Genomic DNA, 21,822 nt, shown 5'->3' on the forward strand with positions numbered 1-21,822 from the left:
TGTCCTTACTTCCTGCCGGAATCATGGCTCTGCTTTGGGTTCAGACGCCGCCAGGCATGACGCTTCAGCATCACCCAGGCTGCACTACCCACCAGCGCAGAGAGCAGCATCGCCGCCACTGCCAGCAGCACCGAGTGCTGGTTGGCATACCACACCACCATCTTGTACCAGGGCATTTCGCCGCTGGGGAACTGTGCACCGACGCGGAAACTACGAATGCCGTTTTCATCAGTGATAATCGCGGTGTCGCCCCGCACTGCGGCGTTAATCTGCGCCGAACTTAGATCGTTGTGCAGTCGCAACAGTTGATCGTCGCTGGTTGCCACCGTCATTACCACCAGCCGATCGCGATTCCACGGCGACCGGTAGCTGAGAAAGCCCCGCCATGCTTCGTTGGAGGAGAAGTAACGATCCGCATCCAGCTGCTGACGACTCCAGTCGCCGGTCAGCCAGCCGCGTAATTTTTCCAGCGTGTCAGGCTCTTTCACACCAAAGGTGCTGCTGGTGGCATCATAAGGTGACGCCGCCAGCATCGCCTGATTGAAGGCGCTGTTGCCGGTGGTGCTGACTGCCAGCAGATCGCTCTGCTGGATGCGCGCCAGATGGGTGCCGCCAGTGGGCAGACCAAACAGCACCTGATTCTGCGTCAGCGCCACGCCAGTCGCGGTTCCGGCCCGCGCCGCCAGATCCAGTAGCGTCGACAGCTCGGCATTGCTGGGCGTTTCCGGCAGCAGCAGCGTGGTCTGACCAAAGTCAGCCAGCCGCGAGAACGGGAACGAGGCACCGATAAAGTAAGAGAGGTTTGGCAACATGCTGAAGTGGCGGGTATGGCTCAGATCGATCCACGAGTCTTCTTCAATCCGGCTCTTGATATTGTTATTCAGGAGCACGCCGCAGGGTGCATCGGCGCGCGGTTTGATATTGAAGTAGAGCGCCAGCTGGTTATCGCCATAGATCAGATAAGGTTCAAGATTCAGCTGATACTGCTCCTGACGCGCATCACCGCCTAAACGATGCCAGGCGTTCTCCAGCAGACCGACCTTGTTGACCGTCAGGTTGCGCAGGAAAGTGCCGTTGAGCATGACGTTAAGGAACGAGTTGTCCTCATCAATCCAGCTTTCGGAGGGGAAGCGATAGTGCAGATTGACCGGCACCGTGTCGCCATCCCACAGGAACAGATCAGGCGCGGCGCGGAAGTTAACCCGCAGCGCATCATGCCAGATGCCGCTGCTGGTCAGGCTCTGATCTTTACGCAGCAGTTCGCTCAGGCGGACCGGGCGGTCAGTGTTAATCCAGCGTGGCGCATCGTAAGGTTTGCGGTTGCCAATGGTCTGTACAGGAACCTGCAGCTGGCTCTCATCGGTGGTGAATGGCTGCGTCGTCAGACGGTTCGCCGCCTGACGCAGCTGATCGTCATTGTTACCACTGACCAGCAGCAATTTGTAAACCGGATTACTGGGGTTATCCACCACCTGCAGCATCGGGACATGACTGGCCGGGAACGTCAGGGTGCCGATTTGATCGCCAGGATGACCAAACAGGATGCCGTTGTTTTCCGGCAGTTCGCCGCGCACCACCGGGAACCGGATGCCGCGATAATCACTCTGAATGCCGAGCCAGGAAGCGACCAGTGCCGCCGCGCTGACCGCATCAGGTGAGACGTTACTGGCAAAGCCCATCGTGATGGTGGACGCCGTCATGCGCTGCGGATCCAGGAACGGACGCGGGAAATTGCGCAGGCGGGTGCCGATATTGAGCTTCTGCCCTTCAAGGTGCAGTGCGGTATTCGGCAGAATGGTGACCTGATATTGCTGCGCGCTCTCTTTCTCACACAGCAGCTTGTCCGCATCGTTGATTTTAAAACTGAGGTTGTTGTTCGACACCACCATCGCCGCCGGAATATCCAGCTCATAATCACTGACGTCGCTGTCCGTGGCACCCAGCGGCAGCGTGCCGAGCGGCTGACCATTCAGCATCAGCTGCAGCGAGGTATTGCGTGCTGCCAGCGCGGCTGAGACGCGCAGCGTCAGATTGAGCCGCGCATTGGTCATCACTTCATCGCCAGGCAGGGTAAAGGTGATGCCCGACTGCAACTGACCGCCGGTCAGCGTAATGCCGCGTGACTGGCCCATCTGGGCTACGGAGATGACACTGCTGATCGGCTGGTTGATAGCCGCCGTGATCGGCATCTGCGGTTCTGCAACCGGCGCAGTCGTCTGGCCTGGCGCGTAGGGCAGCGCACTGGCAGCCGCTTCCAGCGCGGGATCGGCACTGCTCAGCCCCTGTGGCAGTGGCACCGCGGAGAGCGCACTGCTGTCCTGAGTTACCGCTCCGCTGCCCGTCACCGCCGCTGTGGCCGGCGCGACGGAAGAAGCCTCGCCATTCGCTGGCGCCTGAGGCGCTGATGTTGCCTCACTCGCGGGTGCGTAAGACGAGTTGGTTGACGACGGCGTGGCATCCGGTACTGCACTCTGTGGCGCAGAGGCTGGTACAGATTCTTCGGACTGCGTCGCCGTGGCCGCGGAGGGCACTGACGGCGTTGCTGACCCGCTAACACTCACCGGGGTCGTCACCTGCGCTGAACCGGCATCCGGTGTGGCAGCATTATTAACAGGCGTTGCAGGTGGCGTCGCCGGAGCCGCACCGCTGGCCGGCGCCTGGTTTTCCGCTGGCGCACTGACAGTGGCCTCGGCTGACTGTGTGGTTGCAGTAGCCTCATACGATGCCGGAGCCGCGCTGTTTACCGGCGCACTGACGGCGGCACCCGCTGGCTGGGTGATTGCAGCAGCATCGGGTGGCATCGGTGCCGCACTGTTTACCGGCGCGGCACGGCTGTTATCAATCGCTGTCGGCGTTTCCGCGCCAGCGGGCGTCAGCCATAATGCGGCGGTCAGTGAACTGGCCAGCAGCGTGTGCGTCAGGATCTTCATGCCGCGCCATCCTCTTTCGCCGCCGCGACAACCGGGTCGACTTTTTTACGTTTATCGTGGCGACCTTTCCAGGTCAGCCAGAACAGCTCAAATACGGTGCGGATAATGGTGCCCAGCGAAATCAGCGGGTTGTCCTGCTTATATTCCGGCTGGATCCAGGCATCCGCACGCGCCAGCACCACACGCACCAGTTCGCGACGGCGCGCCAGCGGCATCGCTTCAAAGCGCAGGCGAATGCTCTCGTCATCGCCGGAAATCTTACTCACCGGGATGGTGATCGCGCCGGATTTCAGCAACAGATCAATCTCTTCAATTTCATCCGTTTCATGACGGCCATCCGGCGCATCAAGCTGTGCACCGCCCATCGACAGGTTGCTGGTCAGGGTGCGTGATGAAATGCCGCTGGCGTAGTGAATAATCGCCGGGATTTGTACGTCAACGCGGATGGTTTTACGCACCTGTTTGGTTTCGCGCGCTACGGCAATCGCCGCCATCAGAATGATCAGGCTGAAAATCGCCCAGCCGACGTTAAGCGCAATAACGTAAGGGTCGACGCCAAAATAGTCATGCATCACCGCGCGTACCACGCCCGCGACAATCCCGATGCCCAGCAGCAGCGCCACAATGACGTGCGGACGCACGATGTGGAAATCGAAGAAGCCCTGATCCAGCACGCCGCCTTTATCAGTCACGTTAAACTTGCCATGTTTCGGCGACAGCAGCGTCAGGATGGTCGGGATCACCAGATGGAAGCACATCACCGTCTCATAAATTTCACCCCAGAACGTGTAACGGAAGCGGCCATTCATGCGCGAGTTAACGTAAAGCGACATCACCAGGTGCGGCAGCACATAGGCAAAAATCAGCGACGCCGACGAGTGAATGATATTCAGGTTAAACAGCAGGTAAGCTAGCGGCGCGGTCAGGAAGGCGACGCGTGGCAGACCAAACTGGAAGTGCAGCATGGCATTGAGGTAGCAAAGGCGCTGCTGCCACTTCAGGCCACGACCAAACAGTGGATTATCAACGCGGAAAATCTGCGTCATGCCGCGCGCCCAGCGGGTTCGCTGGATGATGTGCAGACCCAGACGTTCGGTTGCCAGACCGGCCGCCAGCGGGATCGACAGGAAGGCTGAGCCCCAGCCCAGGCGCTGCATTTTCAGAGCGGTGTGTGCATCTTCAGTGACAGTTTCAACGGCAAAGCCGCCAATCTCTTCCAGCGCCGAACGACGGATTACCGCACAGGAGCCGCAGAAGAAGGTGGCGTTCCAGTTATCGTTACCCTGCTGCACCGGGCCATAAAACAGCGCGCCTTCGTTGGGAATGCTGCGCGCAGCGCGCAGGTTACGCTCAAAAGGATCGGGCGAATAGAAGTAGTGCGGCGTCTGCAACAGTGCCAGCTTCGGATCTTTCAGAAACGGCCCCACCGTCGCCTGCAGGAAGGTGCGGGTCGCCACGTGGTCGCAGTCGAAGATGCAAATCAGCTCACCTTTGGTGATTTTCATCGCATGGTTGAGGTTACCGGCTTTGGCATGTTTGTTGTCGTCGCGGGTGATATACCCGACCCCGACATCCGCCGCAAAGCGGGCAAATTCGCTGCGTTTGCCATCATCCAGCAGATAGATTTTGAGTTTGTCACGCGGGTAGTCGATACACTGCGCCGCCAGCACGGTATCACGCACCACATCCAGGCTTTCATTGTAAGACGGCACATAAATATCGACCGTCGGCCACAGACGGGTATCGTCCGGCAACGGTTCAATGGTGCGCTTTAATGGCCAGGTGGTTTGCAGGAAGCCGAGAATTAAAATCAGCCAGACGTAAAGCTCCGCCAGATATAAGCCAATCCCTAATATCGCCTCGACTTCGGAATTAAAGTGCAGCGTCTCAGTAGTACGCCACCAGATATAACGGCTGGACATCAGGGCAGAGAGAATCACCATCACCACGGTTACTTTGCGGCTCTTGTTGAAACCCAATAAAAACATCATACAGATGCTGATCAGACCAAAAATATACTGTTTCTGGCTGTCCATTGGCGTAATGATGATCACCGCGGCAACGGGTGCAAGCACCAGCAGCAGCAGGTAAAACCCGATTTTACTCATGATTCACCCTGAGAAGAGCTGTGTACGTCAGTCGCCTGCAGTAGCCGACTAAAAATGATTTGTGCGGATGGAAGCCTGAACTTCGCCATTTCCCACGGTGATATTCAGAATGCTGCTGACCCGTTTGGCGATCAGTTCAATATCAAATGCCGCTGCTGAGGCAGGACTGAAATCATATACGGACTGCTGGGAAGCATTGGCTTCACCCACACTTTCATCACGGTGAACCACGCCCAGTAAATTATCGCCCAGACGCTGCTGCATAAATGCAGTGACATCGCGATTAATATTCCGGCGGTTATCGCACTGGTTCAGGATAAAATAGTGTCCCTGCTTATTATTGAGCGGTTTCCCGGTCATCCGGTTCTCTTCAATCTGCGGTAATAACGACACAGAGGCGGTATCCGCTAACATCGCCACTAAATGCATATCGGCCAGCGCCGTCATTGCTTTAAGCGCCGGGCCCGGACCAGGCGGAAAATCAGCGACAATGACCAGTCCGGGATAATTAAGTACCGTATCCAGACCACGCTGAATAAAGTGGGGATCTTTCATCAGGTTTTCTTCGAACCGTTCGCGCTGTGGCTCGGTGACATCGCCATAAGGCAGGACAAAGATATTGCCGCCAGTGGTGAGGATCGACTGGCTCCAGTCCGCCTGCTCTTCTGAGCGCGCCACAAATCCGCGGCCATCATGCAGTGGCACGCCAAAGTGAAGACGCAGTGCATTCTGCACATCAAAATCAATGGCCAGAACTTTGCTACCGGAACGCGCCAGACTCCAGGCCAGATTCGCCGCCAGCGTGGTTTTCCCCACGCCTCCCTTCGGCGAGCACACACAAACTAACGGCATAGCGCAATCTTCTCCAGTAACGGCTTGAGTAAGGTTTCTTTCGGCAGATTCGACGGTTCGCTGTCACGCGAGCGGAACAAGGCACTAAATCGTTCCGGTTCAGAATGGGATGTAGCAGGCGTGATAGCGGGCTTTAGATCCGCCACAATGGCGGACCGGACGGGCTCATCATGTGATGCAGTAACAGGCTCAGCCGCAACCTGTTTTTGCGGCGGCGGCGGTGGCGGAAACAGTGATGAAGGGTCACGTTCAGCCGTGCGAGCTGCGGGCAGGCTGCTGCCTGACAGACTATCGAGAATTGAGCTGCGGGCTGATGTCGTCGGTTGCGCACTGAGTGTGGCAGGCCTTGCCGGTGCCTCTGGCGGTGGCGCGGTGAATTCATCCCCGCGCAGCGGCTGAGGCTGCAGCAGGTCGATTCGCTGACCGCCTCCCAATGAGGTCTGATGGTCCTCTTTCGCCAGCTGGCGAATCAAAGCCCATTTACTGTGTTCCGCCGCTTCCTGCGCCTGGCCAGACATATCTTTAAAGTCGATGTCGAGCGTTTGCGTTTTTTCTTTAAAACGCTGCAAATCATCGTAATTATTCTTCATTGGCCGTGGCCTGCAACAGGGGAGGAATTTTCCTGGAATATAACACATCCCTTTAATGTCAGTCAGAAAAACCTGATTACAAATAAAGCAGATTCAATAAAACAGTTTAATCATAAAGATTCACTTCCGGTGGAATAAAGCCAATATAAGATGATTATCCCCTATGATTAATAAGTGATGTTTAAGTTAAATTAGTCTGAGATGTTTTAATAATTTTTAAGACTTAGCCGCTCTGACAACCACTGGCACAACCAGGCGGGTCACGATAAGCGCAATGTTAAGCCGCAATCGGGCTGCCGCAGGCGCAAAAAAAACCTGATCGCTGTCACAAGGGATTGAGAATGTTTACCTTTTTCGCTGCGAATATCGCCAGCAGAAAAACAGGTTAAATCTGATAACGGAAAAAGACGGGAAATAACCGAAACGTGATGGCTGGTCCGCCAGCGGTGCGGTTTACAGCGGAATTGAGATAAAAAAAAGCGCCAGAAAGGCGCCTTTGGCTGAAAAGAGAGGCGAGGACGCAGGGAGTAATATACTCCTCAATCAGAAGCACTGACGGCTAACCCTCTTCATGAGAAGGGAGCATACGCCTGGAGCACAGCAACGCGGGCCACGGATGGCGTTTTTGCGTCTTTCCGAAGGGCTTATGCTCTCTGAACTATCACCGAATCAACGGCCTGAGCCGCCAATCCTCAACTGACCTTTTCTGCCACACCCACCGGCTGGTTCTCATCCTGATCGACCGCGAAGCACGCAATCTCCTGACCACCGTAGTTTTTCAGCTTCGGCTGTAACTGCACGCAGGTGCCAAAACGTCGGTGGCAGCGCGCATTGAAAGCACAGCCTGGCGGCGGATTAAGCGGGCTGGGCAGCTCGCCGGTCAGCTTAATACGCTCACGACGGTCGTCCGGATTCAGACGCGGCGTCGCTGACAGCAAAGCCTGGGTATAAGGATGGCGCGGGTTAGCAAAAATTGCCTCTTTACTGCCCTTCTCAACGCAACGGCCGAGATACATCACCATCACCTCATCGGCAATATGCTCCACCACCGACAAATCGTGCGAGATAAAGACGTAGGAGAGCCCCATATCCTGCTGCAGATCCATCATCAGGTTCAGCACCTGAGCACGCACGGAAACGTCGAGCGCCGAAACCGGCTCATCGGCAATCAGCACGTCCGGATCGAGCATCAGCCCACGCGCGATGGCGATACGCTGACGCTGACCGCCTGAGAACATGTGAGGGTAGCGATCGTAATGCTCGGTTTTCAGGCCCACTTTCGCCATCATCTCCAGCGTCTTCTCGCGGCGTTCCGCTTTGGTCAGCTGGGTATTGATGGCCAGTGGCTCTTCCAGAATCTGGCTTACTTTTTTACGCGGATTGAGTGAGCCATACGGGTTCTGGAATACGATCTGAATTTTCTGACGACGCAGCTTCTGCGCCTGGGGATCGTGCTTCAGCAGATCCTGGCCGTGCCAGTAAAGCTGGCCTTCGGTCGGGGTTTCAATCATGGTCAGCAACCGGCCCAGCGTGGATTTACCACAGCCTGACTCGCCGACGACCGCCAGCGTTTTGCCGCGCTCCAGATTAAAAGAGACGCCATCCAGCGCTTTGACCAGACGCTCCTGACCAAACAGCCCCTTCTTCACCGGGTAGTGTTTTTTCAGGTCAATCGCCTGCAGCAGGAACTGATCTTTCGTGGTTTCATGATTCATAAGTGGGTCTCCCGGCATCATCCAGCGGATAGTGACACTTGGACTGACGTCCTGGAATGGTGCGCAGTTCCGGTTCTTCCTGGCGACAAAGGTCAGTCGCATAAGGGCAGCGTGGGTTAAGCAGACAGCCAGCCGGGCGATCATACTTGCCCGGCACCACACCAGGCAGTGACGCCAGGCGGGCTTTATCAGCCGCAAACTCCGGCAGCGCGCGTAACAACGCCTGGGTGTAAGGATGGCGCGGCGCTTTGAAGATATCGGTCGCTTTCCCGCTCTCCACTACCTGTCCGGCATACATCACGATAATGTGGTGCGCCGCTTCTGCCACTAACGCCAGATCGTGCGTAATCAGGATCAGCGCCATGTTCTCCTGCCGCTGCAGATCCAGCAGCAGTTCAATGATCTGCGCCTGAATGGTCACGTCGAGCGCCGTCGTCGGCTCATCGGCGATCAGCAGCTTAGGCCGGCAGGCGATTGCCATGGCAATCATCACACGCTGGCTCATGCCGCCCGATAGCTGGTGCGGATAGACATCAAGCCGTGACGCCGGATCGGGAATACCAACCTGATTCAGCAGGTCGATTGCCCGCTGACGTCGGGTGCGTTTATTGCCGCCCTGATGCACCTTGATCGCTTCCATAATCTGGAAGCCCACGGTGTAACAGGGATTCAGGCTGGTCATCGGGTCCTGAAAAATCATCGCCACTTCTGCGCCTACCAGCTGGCGGCGCTCGCGTTCGGAGATGCGTTTCAGATCGCGCTGGTTGAACTCCAGCTTCTCCGCCATCACATTGCCAGGGAAGTCGATCAGTCCCATGATCGCCAGTGAACTTACCGATTTACCGGAGCCGGACTCGCCCACGATACCGACGACCTGGCCCTGCTCTACCTGATAACTGATGCGGTCAACCGCACGGAACGGTGCTTTATCGTCGCCAAAATGCACCGATAGTTTGTCTACATTCAATAACGCCATCTCGGTGCCTCTTTACTGCTTGAGTTTCGGGTCGAGGGCGTCACGCAAACCGTCGCCCATCAGGTTAAATGCCAGCACGGTAAGCAGAATGACCAATCCAGGGAAAGTCACGACCCACCAGGCACTTTGCGCATACTGCAGAACGTCGGAGAGCATGGTGCCCCACTCCGGCGTTGGCGGTTGCGCACCCATACCGAGAAAGCCCAACGCCGCCATATCGAGAATGGCGTTGGAGAAACCTAATGACGCCTGCACGATCAGTGGTGCAAGGCAGTTAGGCAGAATATTCACAAACATCTGGCGCAGCATACCGGCACCGGCCACGCCGGAGGCGGTCACATAGTCACGGTTCACTTCCACCAGCACCGCGGCGCGTGTCAGACGGATATAGTGCGGCAGTGCCACAAAGGTCAGCGCGATAGAGGCGTTAACGATTGAGGGACCGAAGATGGCGACCAGCACCAGCGCCAGCAGCAGGCTTGGCAGCGCCAGCATGATATCGACCACGCGCATGATGATGGCATCGACCACGCCGCCGAGATAACCGGCCAGCAGGCCGAAGATCACGCCGAAAATCAGCGACAGTACCACCACCAGACAGCCGACCAGCAGCGACAAACGCGCACCGTACATCAGACGCGACAGCACATCGCGGCCAACATCGTCGGTGCCCAGAATGTAGCTCCAGTTTCCGCCTTCCTGCCAGACCGGCGGATGCAGCAGCGCATCGCGGAACTGCTCAGCAGGCGCATGCGGAGCCAGCACATCGGCAAAAATGGCGCACAGCAATACAATGATGATGTAGACCAGGCCCACGACGGCGCCTTTATTACGTTTAAAGTAATGCCAGAATTCCTGAAACGGGGTCATCGGCTTGGGTGCAACGGTAACGCTGCCGGGATCAACAACAGACATGATGCCCCCTTATTTCTTGTGACGTATGCGCGGGTTAACCACGCCATACAGCAGATCAACCAGCAGGTTGACCACAATAATCAGTACTGCAGTCAGCAGCACACCGCCCTGCACCACCGGATAGTCACGGCGTTGCAATGCTTCAATCAGCCAGCGACCCAGACCCGGCCACGAGAAGATGGTTTCGGTCAGAATCGCCCCGGCCAGCAACGTGCCGACCTGCAGGCCGATGACCGTGACCACCGGCAGCATGGCGTTGCGCAGCGCATGCACGACGATCACGCGCATTCGCGTCAGGCCTTTGGCGCGCGCCGTACGGATATAATCTTCACCCAGTACTTCGAGCATTGCCGAACGCGTCATACGTACAATTACCGCCAGCGGAATGGTGCCGAGCACGATGGCGGGCAGGATCATGTGCATCACCGCATCGTGGAAGTCGCCCGGCTCACCCCAGAAGAAGGTGTCGATCAGCATAAACCCGGTCAGCGGCATGCTGTCATCCAGGAAGACGGTGTCGCCGACGCGCCCGGAAACCGGTGTCAGGTTGAGCTGCACCGAGACCAGCATGATCAGCATGATGCCCCACCAGAAAATTGGCATGGAGTAGCCGGTCAGTGAGATGCCCACGGCGGTGTGATCGAAAATTGAACCGCGTTTTACCGCCGCCAGCACCCCAACCGGGATACCAATGGCCACGGCAAATATCATGGCGCAGATGCCAAGTTCCAGCGTCGCTTTGAAGCGCGGAACAAACTCATCCCAGACAGGGATGCGGCTCTTCAGTGAAATGCCCAGGTCGCCATGTAATACGCCGTTAATGTAGTTCAGGTACTGTTTCCACAGCGGCTGGTCCAGACCTAACAGCGCCATTAACTGTGCATGACGTTCAGGAGAAATACCGCGCTCGCCAGCCATGATCAGCACCGGATCGCCGGGGATCATGTGAACAAACGCGAAGGTGAGTAATGTAATACCGATAAACGTTGGGATGACAAGGCCCAGACGTCGGAGTATGAACTGCAGCATAATCCGGGTTCTCTCTTGTCCGCGCGACCGTCGCCGCGAGGGTTGTTATTGCTTACATCTGACGATCGGGTAGGCCCGACCGCGACGCAGACAGGCTGCGCCTCTACCGTTTCCAGTAAAACAGGGAGATAAAGCCGGGACGACGAACAGCCGCCCCGGAAAAGGCGACAATTATTCTTTAATGTCTACCTGAGCAAAGTAGTGTCCGCCCAGCGGATCGACTTTGTAACCGGAGACTTTTTTGCTGACCGGTTCGTATACCGTTGAGTGCGCGATCATCAGCGCCGGTGCCTGGTCATGCATCACAACCTGAGCCTGCTTGTAGTACTCGATACGCTTCGCCTGATCGGCGGTGGCGCGAGCTGGCTGAATTTGATCCTCGAAGGATTTATCACACCAGCGCGAGTAGTTAGAGCCATCTTTGGCCGCTGAGCAGCTGAACAGGGTGGCCAGGAAGTTATCCGGATCCCCATTGTCGCCGGTCCAGCCCATCATGACGGTCTGGTGCTCACCCGCTTTGGCACGCTTCAGGTATTCGCCCCACTCGTAGGTCACGATTTTGGCTTTGACGCCAATCTTCGCCCAGTCGCTCTGAATCATCTCAGCCATGCGGCGTGCGTTCGGGTTATACGGACGCTGAACCGGCATCGCCCACAGGTCGATGGAGAAACCGTCTGCCATGCCCGCTTCTTTCAGCAGCGCTTTGGCTTTTTCAGGATCGTAGGCGTAGTCTTTTACGTCGTCGTTATAGCCCCACATCGTTGGTGGGATCAGGTTTTTAGCAGGCTGGCCTGCGCCCTGATAAACGGCGTCGATAATCGCTTTTTTGTTAACCGCCATGGTCAGTGCCTGACGCACTTTCAGGTTATCCAGCGGTTTTTTCTCAACGTTGTACGACAGATAGCCGACGTTCAGGCCAGCCTGCTCATACAGGTTGATGTTTTTGTCCTGCTTCATACGCGCGATGTCAGCCGGGTTTGGATACGGCATGACCTGACATTCGCCCTTCTGAAGCTTAGCGTAGCGCACCGACGCATCCGGGGTAATGGAGAAGACTAAGCGATCGATTTTTGGCCTGGTGCCCCAGTAATCCGGGTTAGCTTTGTAAAGGATGCGCGAATCTTTCTGGTACTGCAGCAGCTGGAACGGACCGGTACCGACCGGGTTCAGGTCGACGTTTTGCGGGGTGCCCGCTTTCAGCATGTTGTCTGCGTACTCTTTCGACAGAATCGAGGCGAAGTCCATGCCGAGGTCGGCGAGGAATGGCGATTCAGGACGCGTCAGCACAAAGCGCACGGTATTCTCGTCTACTTTTTCGATTTTGCTGATCAGCTTCGGCATATCCATGCCTTCGAAGTATTCGTAGCTGCCGCCGGAGACGCCATGATAGGCGTTGTTTTTATCCAGCTGGCGCTCAAAGGTGAACACCACATCATCCGCGTTGAAGTCGCGCGTCGGTTTGAAATCTTTGGTGGTCTGCCACTTCACACCTTTACGCAGGTGGAAGGTGTAGGTTTTACCGTCTTCACTGACATCCCATTTCTCAGCCAGCGCTGCGTGCAGTTCGGTGGTGCCGATAGTGAACTCAACCAGTCGGTTGTAGATCTGACGTGAGCTGGCATCGTAGGTGGTGCCCGAAGTGAACAACTGCGGGTTAAAGCCTTCCGGAGAACCTTCAGAACAGTAAACGAGGGTTTTTGCCTGAACACTGGCGGCGACAGTCATAGCAATCAGGCTCAGACCGACCTTCAGCATCCCGGATTTAGCCAGGGAGTTGATCATGCTTTTGCTCCATTGTGATGTGATGTTGTGTGTATTGCCCGACCTCTGATTTTTTTATGCGGTTCAGGCGTACCACCGAACAGGTGGTTAACGCGCGCTGCGTTTTTTATGTTTTTTCTGACACAGATTGTGCATTCAGAAAATTCCGTAACTGCGCGTTTATTGACGCATCAATTTGTCAACAGTTGCAAAGAACGTCAATACAACGGTTACTTATTTACACAGAGTGTGAGGAATAGCATGCAACGGTAATAAAAACCGTTTCTGTCTGAAAGCCATACAATGCACAGCGTAGCAGGCCTGAATTCCGTGCATTGTGCTGGATAGCGGCTCTATCGCTAGTGATTCTCACCGCTAAAAAACTTAAAACTTTTACCGGCAAATGTTGAATAACTGAACGATTCACCGTGCGTTATGACGTTCAACTAGCGGAATATGCTGGGAAAGAAGCATAAGAAATCAGCATGTTGCCGCTTTCGGTCATAAGAAGAATGTGTCGCGAATTATGATCGCATCTCTTGCAGGGCAAGGCCTGCCAGCCTGAAGAGGGGGATAATAACGGTGGGTAAGCGAAATACGCGGTGGATGGGGTTTACTGGAAGTTTCTGGAAGGTAATGAAGCGAACAACAAGAGAGGGTAAGCGGGAGTGGCGGTCAGATGGAGATCTGCTTCAGGGACACGGGCAGATCGGAAAGTCGCTTAAACCATCCCTGGACGCTCGGCCGTAAGAAAGTGCCTGCTTAGCGGTCAGATTGAGATCTACTTCAGGGACACAGGCAGATCGGAAAGTCGCTTAAACCATCCATGGACGCTCGGCCCATGCGATTACGCACCTCATCCCTGAGGTGCGCCCGTTGCCAGGCCAACGCGTTGCGTTGTTCAAAAACGCTCCCGGCGTTTTTGTCCCTGGCGTGGGACGCTTTCCTCCTCTGCCCGTGTCCCCTCCGCCTTATGTTTAAGCGTTGCAGTCAGATTCCCGGGGTTTGGATCTGCCAGCCGTCTGTAGTGCTTTTGTAAGTACCCGATGCGTATGCCAGACGTGAAGCGAAGGGAGCATACGCCTGTAGCAAAGCATCGCGGGCCAGGGATGGGCCGCGCTGAGCATGCCAGGGATGGCGTCTTTTGCGTCTTTGCGGAAGGCGTATACTCCCTGAAGCCTGCTCAGCGGTAAGTTTTTCCCTTTTCTACAGACGAAAAAAAACCTGTCTTTTCAGACAGGTTTCTTCAATATGGTCGGCGAGAGAGGATTACTCTGCTCTGCGAGCAGAGCCCTTCGGGCCGTTGCTAAAGCAACGTTGCCTCGCTACGCTCGGCTCAAACCTCCTTCGGAGGTCCTCATCCTCTTTTCTACAGACGAAAAAAAACCTGTCTTTTCAGACAGGTTTCTTCAATATGGTCGGCGAGAGAGGATTCGAACCTCCGACCCACTGGTCCCAAACCAGTTGCGCTACCAAGCTGCGCTACTCGCCGATGGGGGCGCATGTTACTGCTACCCCCGAACAGCGTCAACCGCTTTTTATGCTTTTGCCGTCAATCGCCTGGAAAGCACGCGGTTACCGAAAATCAACCGCCTGCATGTCCCTTTCAGACGACTATTACAGCGCTTTAGCCTGACTTTTAGCCGGTGCCTGACACCAGTTGTTAGCCGGGTTAATGCCGCCATCTGGCGAGGTATAACCCAGACAGCCCAGAATGGTATCGAATAACTCAACGTGACGATGAGTCCGGCCCACACGCTGCTGCGCCTGCAGGCGTTCGAAGTTACTGCGGTTCTGGCTGTCTTCCAGATACTTATCTGACGCCCAGACCATCATCGGTACGCGGAACTGCTCTGGCGGTGCCATCTCACGCGGCGTGCCGTGCAGATGCATATTCTCGCTGATCGACTCACCGTGGTCGGCAGCATAGAAAACGATCGCCTTCTTATCACGTAGCTGATCCAGCACGCTGTCCAGCATGCTATCGACATAGAGCACAGAGTTGTCATAAGCGTTGATCAGCTGCGCTTTACTGCAGGTCTCGTCGACGCCCATACACTCCGGCTGATACTTCGCGAAGCTACGCGGATAACGCTGTGAATAAAGATAGTGCGAACCTTTAGTGTGCAGCACCACCAGATGCTTACCTTTGGGGAAACGATCCAGTGACGCTTTCATCTCCGGCACCAGTAGCATGTCATCGACCGCTTTGCCCTGGTTACGCTTCTCTGAACCAATCTGCTCACGGAAAGCAAAGTTGTTGGCATTGATGTTGTCGTAGAACCAGACTTCGCTCTGCATCGCAAACAGCTCAGAAGTGAAGCCCAGCTCTTTCATCACCGCAAACACATTCTGCTCTTTCAGCGTGCGGCCAGGGTTATCCATGGTGCCGCCTTCGCGCACAAACATGCAGCGCAGCGACAGCTTCGTCGCGGTATCACAGGACTCGCCGCGGAACGCGACCAGGTTCTTCTCTTTCGACAGCTTCGGCGTCGTATCGCGCTCATAACCCAGCATTCCCATGTGATCCCAGCGGGTGGTTTCGCCAATCACAAACACCACATAGGTGTCATCCAGGCCGGCAGGCGCAACGTAGGTAAACTTCTTCGCCGGATCCAGCAGTTCCTCATTATTTAGCGACTCATCCACGCGGGTCCAGGCAAACAGACCTACAGCCGCCAGCCAGTTGGAAGGCAGATAAGAGTGGGCGACCACACCACCGTAGCTCGGCAGATCGATGTTAGTGATCTCTTCATTGTGCTTCTGCTGCTTGTCGAAATAACGGATCGGCAGCCAGACCAGGGCTATGCAGAGCAGCATAATCAGGGTCGGTTTCAGGCGCTGTCCTGGCGTTCGCAGCTGCTCATTCAGCGTCATGCTCAGCCTGTTGCGCCAGATCATCAGCAGCGGCAGCGCGCTGACCAGCACCATCCACAGGATAAAATGGTAGCCAACCACTTCTTTAGAAAGATCGGTATCGGTCGTCATCACCGACGCCACAATGCCGTAGCCAATTACGACGTTAAAAAACGCCATGTAATAGGCGGCGGCAACAGATATCAGCACAATCATCGTGGCCAGCACGCGATAGAACCACTTTCCGCCCAGCGACAACAGACGCATCAGGAAGAACGTAAGCAGCACAATGGCAACCACCTCGGTGACGGCAGTGAGCCAGTTCGTTACCGTGGATTGCCTGAGAAAACCGTCAAAACGACGGTAGAAAATCGGTAAGTTCAGCAAAATACCGAGGTAGAGCGCCAGGAATAGCGATAACTTCTGCTGAGTCAGGGTTTTAATATAATTCATGAAAAAAGGGGTTTCTCCGGTGTGAAACACTTGACTAAATTTTTTATGTGACTGCCGAAACGCGACAGAGTTCGCTGAATAAGCGGACCGGACAAGATGAAGGAAATTTCTGAACGGATTTACTGGCTATAACGCGAGGTGGCTCAGTAAAACATGGTCGCGTTTGATAGACCAGAAAATAATCTTCGCCGACCGGATTAGCACATTTTTTGTACATAGCTGAGAGTCGCTGTTGGCTGACTGACGCAGAAAACAGCAGGAGAGAGGATGTGATGAATGAAAAATGCGGGCCTGATGGTTTCAGGCCCGCAGCACGCTTAGCGAATGATGTTCAGCGTGACGTCGATGTTGTTACGTGTAGCGTTTGAGTAAGGACAAACGATATGCGCTGCATCAACCAGCTTCTGCGCTTCTGCTTCATCCATCTCTGGCAGATGAATATTCAGGGTCGCTTCGATACCAAAGCCATCAGGGATAGGACCGATACCAACTTCACCTTCAATCCATGCATCTTTTGGCATCGCAATTTTGTCGCGGCCAGCAACAAACTTCATCGCGCCCAGGAAGCAGGCAGAGTAGCCGGCAGCAAACAGCTGCTCAGGGTTAGTCACTTCGCCGCCTGCACCGCCCATCTCTTTTGGCACGCCCAGTTTAACGTCCAGTACACCGTCAGAAGAGGTTGCACGACCATCGCGACCACCGGTTGCTTTGGCTTTGGCGCGGTAAACCACTTGTTCTAAAGACATGACATTTCTCCGTTACACTATTTAATCGCCCACTACTTATTTAACCGTAATCAGGCGGTGAGGTTCAACGGGTGCTGCGCACCCGTCGGCAATAATTATCGTGATTGATTCAGGTTATCACGTAACCCATCGAGCTGTAATTTCAGCGCCAGCAGGGCGTCATCGTCACAGGCTGTGGCACATTTAACCGCTTCAGGAATGGATTCCGCTTTATGCTGCAGCGTCCGTCCCGCGTCCGTCAGCGTTACCGCAACCTGGCGTTCATCCTGACGAGTGCGCTGACGGTTAATCAGACCTGCGCCTTCCAGCCGCTTCAGCAGTGGCGTTAATGTTGCCGAGTCTAAAAAAAGCTGCTCGCCAATCTCTGACACCGTGACATCATCTTTCTGCCACAACACCAGCATTACCAGATACTGCGGATAGGTAATGTCGAGCTGGCTCAGCAACTGTCGATAGACTTTATTCATCGCCAGAGTGGCAGAATAAAGCGCAAAACAGAGTTGCTGATCGACCAACAGTGGCATCGTTTTCACTTTTTTGTCATCTTGATCACAGTTCATGGTGATTAGTATAGATAGCGCGCTAGATAATTGCAAGCAAACTTTTTTGTCAGGAGAAAAAGCATGCAGGATTCACTGGAAGAACAGGCGCGTCGTTTCGCCACTGAGGCACATGCTGGTGCCGGTCAGCGCCGCAAATATACCGATGAGCCTTACATTGTTCATCCGGCTGCGGTAGTGGAGCTGGTACGCAGTGTCACTCATGACGATGCCATGTTAGCAGCCGCCTGGCTGCACGACACCGTGGAAGATACCTCTGCCACGCAAGGGGATATCGAAGCCCGGTTTGGTGCGCGCGTGGCCAGCCTGGTGGAGATGCTGACCGACAGCACACCCACAGCGGCAAAAAACCGGGCGGCCCGTAAACTGGCGCACTTCCGCCATACGGCCAGCGCCAGTCCTGAGGCGCAGACAATCAAACTGGCTGACATCATCGACAATACCCGTGCGATTGTGCGTTTTGATCCTGACTTTGCACGGGTCTATCTGGTGGAAAAACAGATACAGATTGCGCTGCTGAAGGAGGGCGATGCGCAGTTATGGCAACAGGCGTCAGCGATCATTGAAAGCGGCCTTGCCCGGCTGCGGGAGCCTCCCTACAACGTGCCAGAGAGCTGGTTTGTGAAACAGGCTGCTAAATACAGCGAAATGCGCGCATAAAAAAACCCGCCAGCGGCGGGTTCTTTTCGTGATGCCTGATTATTCAAGCAACTGCCGTCCCAGATAGGGATTGGCATGCAATAACTTCATTAATTTCTGCGCCGTCGCGGAAGGACGCGTACGCCGTGCTTCCCAGCTTTTCACGGAAGAGACGCTCACGCCCATCACTTTTGCAAATTCATCGACCTGCATGCCGGTCATTTCACGCAGACGCTGCGGCTCTGGCTGGGCGGATTGCTGACGCTGAATAAGTAACTCGGCGGCGCGATCATCACGTGTCAAAACAATCTGCTCAAGGCTGCTGAGCAATTCAAACATCGGGTCTTTTAATTCCATAGAGAACTCCTTAAAAACTCACTATGAAGCACGTGAAAGTAGAGAGGTACGAGCCTGAAGTCAGGACTCTGAAACCGGGCCTGTTTCAGGCTGGATCCCGCAAGGGTTTGTTTTTTGTTATGAGAAAAACCATTACGGGACACAGCCTGCGGTGCACTGCTTTAATGATGTCAGTTCAATGCAACAAATGCCGGGAGACTAAGTATGGATAGAGACCTGACTATTTGCCGCGCGATTTATAATTATTTTTTTCACTATGGATTGCCGGAAATGTTCCAGCACCTCTAACCTGCTGAGGCAGTTGATTTTTGTGCCTGCATAGCGCGCAAAAAAATCAAATGGTGTTTGCGATTTATGTGGATGCCATCAAGCTTTTCTCTGGCATATTCTCATTTCTGTGAAGCACTACACCTCTTCACCTTGTGAGTGCAAAATATACGCCAATGGTTTACTTCCTGAACACTTATATTCACGGTTCTGATTAATTTAAGAATAGTCCTGGTTAGCGCCTGAACACTGGCGCGCGGCGGCTCACAGTGCAGTGCAAAGAAATCTTTTACTCTTAATGCCCCTGTATTGTCAGATGAATCAATAGTCATCCTAACGAAACGGCTGACGCCTCATATCGGTGCAGCTGGCGGCTAAAAACGAGCCCTTTGCGCGCTAAACGTGCAGCTGTGGAATCGCGTGCCGATGACGGGAAAATTCACTCCTGACCTCTTTAAGGAAAAGCGATGCGTGAAACAGATTTTAACGTCGGATATCCCTCTCATCGCGTGCCGATGATGGGCCGCAATGCCGTCGCAACCTCGCAACCGCTGGCAGCACAGGCGGGTTTACGGATGCTGCAACAGGGCGGGAACGCCGTGGATGCGGCTATCGCCACCGCCATCGCCTTAACCGTGCTGGAGCCGACCGGAAACGGCATCGGCAGTGATGCGTTTGCGATTGTCTGGGACGGCAGCGATCTGCATGGCTTAAATGCTTCAGGCCGTGCGCCCGCCACCTGGCATCCCGAACGCTTTGCTGCTCTGAGCGCGATGCCTGAAACCGGCTGGGAGTCTGTCACTGTGCCGGGCGCCGTCTCGGCGTGGGTGACGCTGGCGCAGCGCTTCGGCACCTTACCGCTGACTACCCTGGCGCAGCCGGCAATTAACTATGCGCGCGACGGCTTTCCGGTATCGCCACTGATTGGTCAGCTCTGGCAGCGCGGCTATGACAAGCTGCAGGATCAGCCTGGCTTCAGCGACTGCTTTGCGCCGCAGGGCCGTCCACCGCGTACGGGCGAGCTGTTCCGCAACCCGGCGCAGGCCCGCACCCTGCAGGAGATCGCTGAGACTGGAGGTGAAAGTTTTTATCGCGGCGCACTGGCGCAGAAAATGGCGGCCTTCGCCCGCGAACATGCCGCGGCGCTGACGCTGGAGGATTTAAAAAACCATCGTGCTGACTGGGTTACCCTGCTGTCGCATCCGTTTGCCGGCGGATCAGTGCAGGAGCTGCCGCCGAATGGTCAGGGGATAGCGACCTTGATTGCGCTCGGCATTCTGGAAGCATGGGAGATCAATCGCTATGCACCCGATTCACCGCAGTGGCTGCATCTTTCTATTGAGGCGATGAAACTGGCGCTGGTTGATCTGGACCGTTATGTCACTGACGAGGATCACCTTGAATTTCCCGCTGAATTACTCCTGAGCAAAGAGTACATCCGCCAGCGGGCAGCATTAATCGACCCTGATAAATCTGGAGATTTCCGCTTTGGATCACCGCAGCAAAGCGGCACGGTGTATGTCGCGGCAGCGGATGCCAGCGGCATGATGGTCTCTTTCATCCAGTCCAATTACATGGGCTTTGGCTCTGGCGTGGTCGTGCCTGATACCGGCATCAGCCTGCAGAACCGTGGCGCGGGCTTTTCACTCGACCCGGAGCATCCCAACGTCGTGGCGGGCGGTAAGCGGCCCTTCCATACCATCATTCCGGCCTTTGCACTGGATCATCTTGGCCAGCCACTGATGGCGTTTGGCGTGATGGGCGGCCCGATGCAGGCGCAGGGACACGTTCAGCTGGCGTTGCGGATTATGCTGCACCGGCAGAATCCGCAGGCCGCGATTGATGCGCCGCGCTGGCGCGTGGTACAGGAACGTGAGGTGGTGTTTGAATCCACCCTTGATCGTAATACCCTGAGCACGCTGCGCCGTATGGGGCACAATGTGGTGCTGGAAGATCCTTTGAGTAACTACAACTTTGGTGGTGCACAGGCAATCGTACGCGATCCGCAGGGCTTCTATATCGCAGCCAGCGAGAGTCGCAAAGATGGACAGGCGGTAGTGTTTTAAGGCCGCACCAGGCTGCTACATGCCTTTTTAATCGACGCGCGGAAGCCAGCGATGGCAGGGACCCTGGCCCTTTCTGACGCGCAGACGATCCCGTTCTTTAACCGGCGTTTCAGAAAGCGTCTGTTTCGCAGGTGGTTTCACATTGTGCCGTGATGCGGGTTTGTTCTATTCTTTAGGCCATTCTTACCTGGACATCCGACAGTATCACCGACAGGAGTTGAACCCATGGCTTCAGGACTTACACGCCTTATGGCACGCGGCGGCATGATGCTCGCTGGCGCGCTGATTGTGCTGCAACTCACCGCGTGCGGTGATAAAGAAGGCGAGCAGCGCAAAGCATTTATCGATTTTCTCCAGAACACCGTGATGCGCAGCGGCGAGCATCTGCCCAGCCTCAGCGAGAATCAGAAGCAGAGCTTTGGCAACTTCGCCAGCGATTACGCCATCATGTATGGCTTTTCGCAGCAGGCGAACAAGGCCGTTGAGCAGGGTATGCGTCCGGTGGTGGATGAGCTTTCAGCCATTCGCGTTCCGCAGGATTATCAGAGCCGTCGTGATTCCCTGCGTCAGGCGAACAGCGCACTGGTGATCGTTACCCAGCAGATTGAAAGTGCAAAAATGCAGGCGGACAGCAGCAAAGCGGCCCTGAAGCAGCCGGATGATCTGAAAAAAATCTATGACACAGCCTACAACAAAGTGGTCACAGTGCCTGCCAATCAGCTGATTCCGCTGCTGCCAAAACTCCAGGCGCTGAGCCAGGGGGCCGTACAGGCCGGCGATTTACTGCAAACGCAGGGAAATCGTGTCAGCTTCAATGAGGGTGGCGTGCAGTTCCCGACGCAGGATCAGGCTTCACAATATAATGCGCTGATGAGCACCTTATCAGCCAATGCCCAGGCGCTCCCTCAGGCACAGGCTGCCGTCCAGGGTGGTCTGTAGTAAAACCGTTTAGCGGGCAGGCGTTATTCGTCTGCCCGGCTCATTCCCCTTTTCATCTCTCTT

The 21,822-nt window shown here is 55.4% G+C and carries 16 protein-coding genes, 1 tRNA gene and 1 other RNA gene; 3 read left to right on the forward strand and 15 right to left on the reverse strand.

The annotated features are described in order from the left end of the window. Positions 1–5 precede the first annotated feature (5 nt). From bcsB to QSK07_RS19690, 14 genes are all read right to left on the reverse strand, one after another. Positions 6–2,930, reverse strand: coding sequence for a cellulose biosynthesis cyclic di-GMP-binding regulatory protein BcsB (bcsB, locus tag QSK07_RS19625; protein ID WP_285722475.1), 2,925 nt, complete (start codon positions 2,928–2,930; stop codon positions 6–8). Then, a complete protein-coding gene (gene bcsA / locus QSK07_RS19630) occupies positions 2,927–5,038 on the reverse strand; it encodes a UDP-forming cellulose synthase catalytic subunit (RefSeq protein ID WP_285722477.1) in 2,112 nt (703 codons plus the stop codon). Before bcsA ends, bcsB begins: the two co-directional genes overlap by 4 nt. Before the next feature lie 48 nt (positions 5,039–5,086). After that, positions 5,087–5,890, reverse strand: a complete 804-nt coding sequence (gene bcsQ / locus QSK07_RS19635) for a cellulose biosynthesis protein BcsQ (RefSeq protein WP_285722479.1) — start codon at positions 5,888–5,890, stop codon at positions 5,087–5,089. After that, a complete protein-coding gene (bcsO, locus tag QSK07_RS19640; RefSeq protein ID WP_285722481.1) occupies positions 5,881–6,480 on the reverse strand; it encodes a cellulose biosynthesis protein BcsO in 600 nt (199 codons plus the stop codon). The genes bcsQ and bcsO overlap by 10 nt, the downstream gene beginning before the upstream one ends. A gap of 692 nt (positions 6,481–7,172) precedes the next feature. Beyond that, positions 7,173–8,195, reverse strand: coding sequence for a dipeptide ABC transporter ATP-binding subunit DppF (dppF, locus tag QSK07_RS19645; protein ID WP_285722483.1), 1,023 nt, complete (start codon positions 8,193–8,195; stop codon positions 7,173–7,175). Next, entirely contained in the window at positions 8,185–9,171 is a 987-nt protein-coding gene (gene dppD / locus QSK07_RS19650; RefSeq protein ID WP_098051895.1) for a dipeptide ABC transporter ATP-binding protein, read from the reverse strand. The genes dppF and dppD overlap by 11 nt, the downstream gene beginning before the upstream one ends. Before the next feature lie 12 nt (positions 9,172–9,183). Further along, positions 9,184–10,086, reverse strand: a complete 903-nt coding sequence (gene dppC / locus QSK07_RS19655; protein ID WP_013359639.1) for a dipeptide ABC transporter permease DppC — start codon at positions 10,084–10,086, stop codon at positions 9,184–9,186. Between the two features lie 9 nt (positions 10,087–10,095). After that, complete coding sequence (gene dppB / locus QSK07_RS19660) at positions 10,096–11,115, reverse strand: dipeptide ABC transporter permease DppB (RefSeq protein ID WP_013359638.1); 1,020 nt, start codon at positions 11,113–11,115, stop codon at positions 10,096–10,098. Positions 11,116–11,286: 171 nt separating this feature from the next. After that, on the reverse strand, positions 11,287–12,897 hold the full coding sequence (gene dppA, locus QSK07_RS19665; protein WP_285722486.1) for a dipeptide ABC transporter periplasmic-binding protein DppA: 1,611 nt from the start codon (positions 12,895–12,897) through the stop codon (positions 11,287–11,289). Between the two features lie 1,231 nt (positions 12,898–14,128). Continuing rightward, positions 14,129–14,258, reverse strand: a non-coding RNA gene (locus QSK07_RS19670) — RtT sRNA. A 33-nt stretch (positions 14,259–14,291) separates the two neighbouring features. Continuing rightward, positions 14,292–14,368 (reverse strand) — tRNA-Pro (locus tag QSK07_RS19675). Between the two features lie 125 nt (positions 14,369–14,493). Beyond that, positions 14,494–16,185, reverse strand: a complete 1,692-nt coding sequence (gene eptB, locus QSK07_RS19680) for a kdo(2)-lipid A phosphoethanolamine 7''-transferase (protein WP_275222177.1) — start codon at positions 16,183–16,185, stop codon at positions 14,494–14,496. A 317-nt stretch (positions 16,186–16,502) separates the two neighbouring features. Beyond that, positions 16,503–16,931, reverse strand: coding sequence for an organic hydroperoxide resistance protein (locus QSK07_RS19685; RefSeq protein ID WP_013359635.1), 429 nt, complete (start codon positions 16,929–16,931; stop codon positions 16,503–16,505). Positions 16,932–17,026: 95 nt separating this feature from the next. Then, on the reverse strand, positions 17,027–17,491 hold the full coding sequence (locus QSK07_RS19690; protein ID WP_098051899.1) for a MarR family winged helix-turn-helix transcriptional regulator: 465 nt from the start codon (positions 17,489–17,491) through the stop codon (positions 17,027–17,029). Positions 17,492–17,554: 63 nt separating this feature from the next. On the opposite strand from QSK07_RS19690, the gene QSK07_RS19695 reads away from it, so the two are divergent. Then, positions 17,555–18,151 carry an HD domain-containing protein gene (locus tag QSK07_RS19695; RefSeq protein WP_285722490.1) on the forward strand — a complete coding sequence of 199 codons (597 nt, stop codon included), beginning with the start codon at positions 17,555–17,557 and terminating at the stop codon, positions 18,149–18,151. Positions 18,152–18,190: 39 nt separating this feature from the next. Here QSK07_RS19695 and QSK07_RS19700 read toward each other — a convergent pair whose 3' ends face one another. Then, complete coding sequence (locus tag QSK07_RS19700; protein WP_285722492.1) at positions 18,191–18,487, reverse strand: HTH-type transcriptional regulator; 297 nt, start codon at positions 18,485–18,487, stop codon at positions 18,191–18,193. Between the two features lie 734 nt (positions 18,488–19,221). On the opposite strand from QSK07_RS19700, the gene QSK07_RS19705 reads away from it, so the two are divergent. Next, a complete protein-coding gene (locus QSK07_RS19705) occupies positions 19,222–20,820 on the forward strand; it encodes a gamma-glutamyltransferase family protein (RefSeq protein ID WP_285722495.1) in 1,599 nt (532 codons plus the stop codon). A 225-nt stretch (positions 20,821–21,045) separates the two neighbouring features. Further along, complete coding sequence (locus tag QSK07_RS19710) at positions 21,046–21,759, forward strand: DUF3053 domain-containing protein (RefSeq protein ID WP_285722498.1); 714 nt, start codon at positions 21,046–21,048, stop codon at positions 21,757–21,759. Positions 21,760–21,822: the final 63 nt, after the last annotated feature.

This window comes from Pantoea sp. QMID4 (assembly GCF_030270445.1).
Lineage (GTDB): Bacteria > Pseudomonadota > Gammaproteobacteria > Enterobacterales > Enterobacteriaceae > Pantoea > Pantoea vagans.

Bases quoted from the DNA above. Each gene is read 5' to 3' on its own strand.
- bcsB (WP_285722475.1), bottom strand. From the start codon at position 2,930: ATGAAGATCCTGACGCACACGCTGCTGGCCAGTTCACTGACCGCCGCA.
- bcsA (WP_285722477.1), bottom strand. From the start codon at position 5,038: ATGAGTAAAATCGGGTTTTACCTGCTGCTGCTGGTGCTTGCACCCGTT.
- bcsQ (WP_285722479.1), bottom strand. From the start codon at position 5,890: ATGCCGTTAGTTTGTGTGTGCTCGCCGAAGGGAGGCGTGGGGAAAACC.
- bcsO (WP_285722481.1), bottom strand. From the start codon at position 6,480: ATGAAGAATAATTACGATGATTTGCAGCGTTTTAAAGAAAAAACGCAA.
- dppF (WP_285722483.1), bottom strand. From the start codon at position 8,195: ATGAATCATGAAACCACGAAAGATCAGTTCCTGCTGCAGGCGATTGAC.
- dppD (WP_098051895.1), bottom strand. From the start codon at position 9,171: ATGGCGTTATTGAATGTAGACAAACTATCGGTGCATTTTGGCGACGAT.
- dppC (WP_013359639.1), bottom strand. From the start codon at position 10,086: ATGTCTGTTGTTGATCCCGGCAGCGTTACCGTTGCACCCAAGCCGATG.
- dppB (WP_013359638.1), bottom strand. From the start codon at position 11,115: ATGCTGCAGTTCATACTCCGACGTCTGGGCCTTGTCATCCCAACGTTT.
- dppA (WP_285722486.1), bottom strand. From the start codon at position 12,897: ATGATCAACTCCCTGGCTAAATCCGGGATGCTGAAGGTCGGTCTGAGC.
- eptB (WP_275222177.1), bottom strand. From the start codon at position 16,185: ATGAATTATATTAAAACCCTGACTCAGCAGAAGTTATCGCTATTCCTG.
- QSK07_RS19685 (WP_013359635.1), bottom strand. From the start codon at position 16,931: ATGTCTTTAGAACAAGTGGTTTACCGCGCCAAAGCCAAAGCAACCGGT.
- QSK07_RS19690 (WP_098051899.1), bottom strand. From the start codon at position 17,491: ATGAACTGTGATCAAGATGACAAAAAAGTGAAAACGATGCCACTGTTG.
- QSK07_RS19695 (WP_285722490.1), top strand. From the start codon at position 17,555: ATGCAGGATTCACTGGAAGAACAGGCGCGTCGTTTCGCCACTGAGGCA.
- QSK07_RS19700 (WP_285722492.1), bottom strand. From the start codon at position 18,487: ATGGAATTAAAAGACCCGATGTTTGAATTGCTCAGCAGCCTTGAGCAG.
- QSK07_RS19705 (WP_285722495.1), top strand. From the start codon at position 19,222: ATGCGTGAAACAGATTTTAACGTCGGATATCCCTCTCATCGCGTGCCG.
- QSK07_RS19710 (WP_285722498.1), top strand. From the start codon at position 21,046: ATGGCTTCAGGACTTACACGCCTTATGGCACGCGGCGGCATGATGCTC.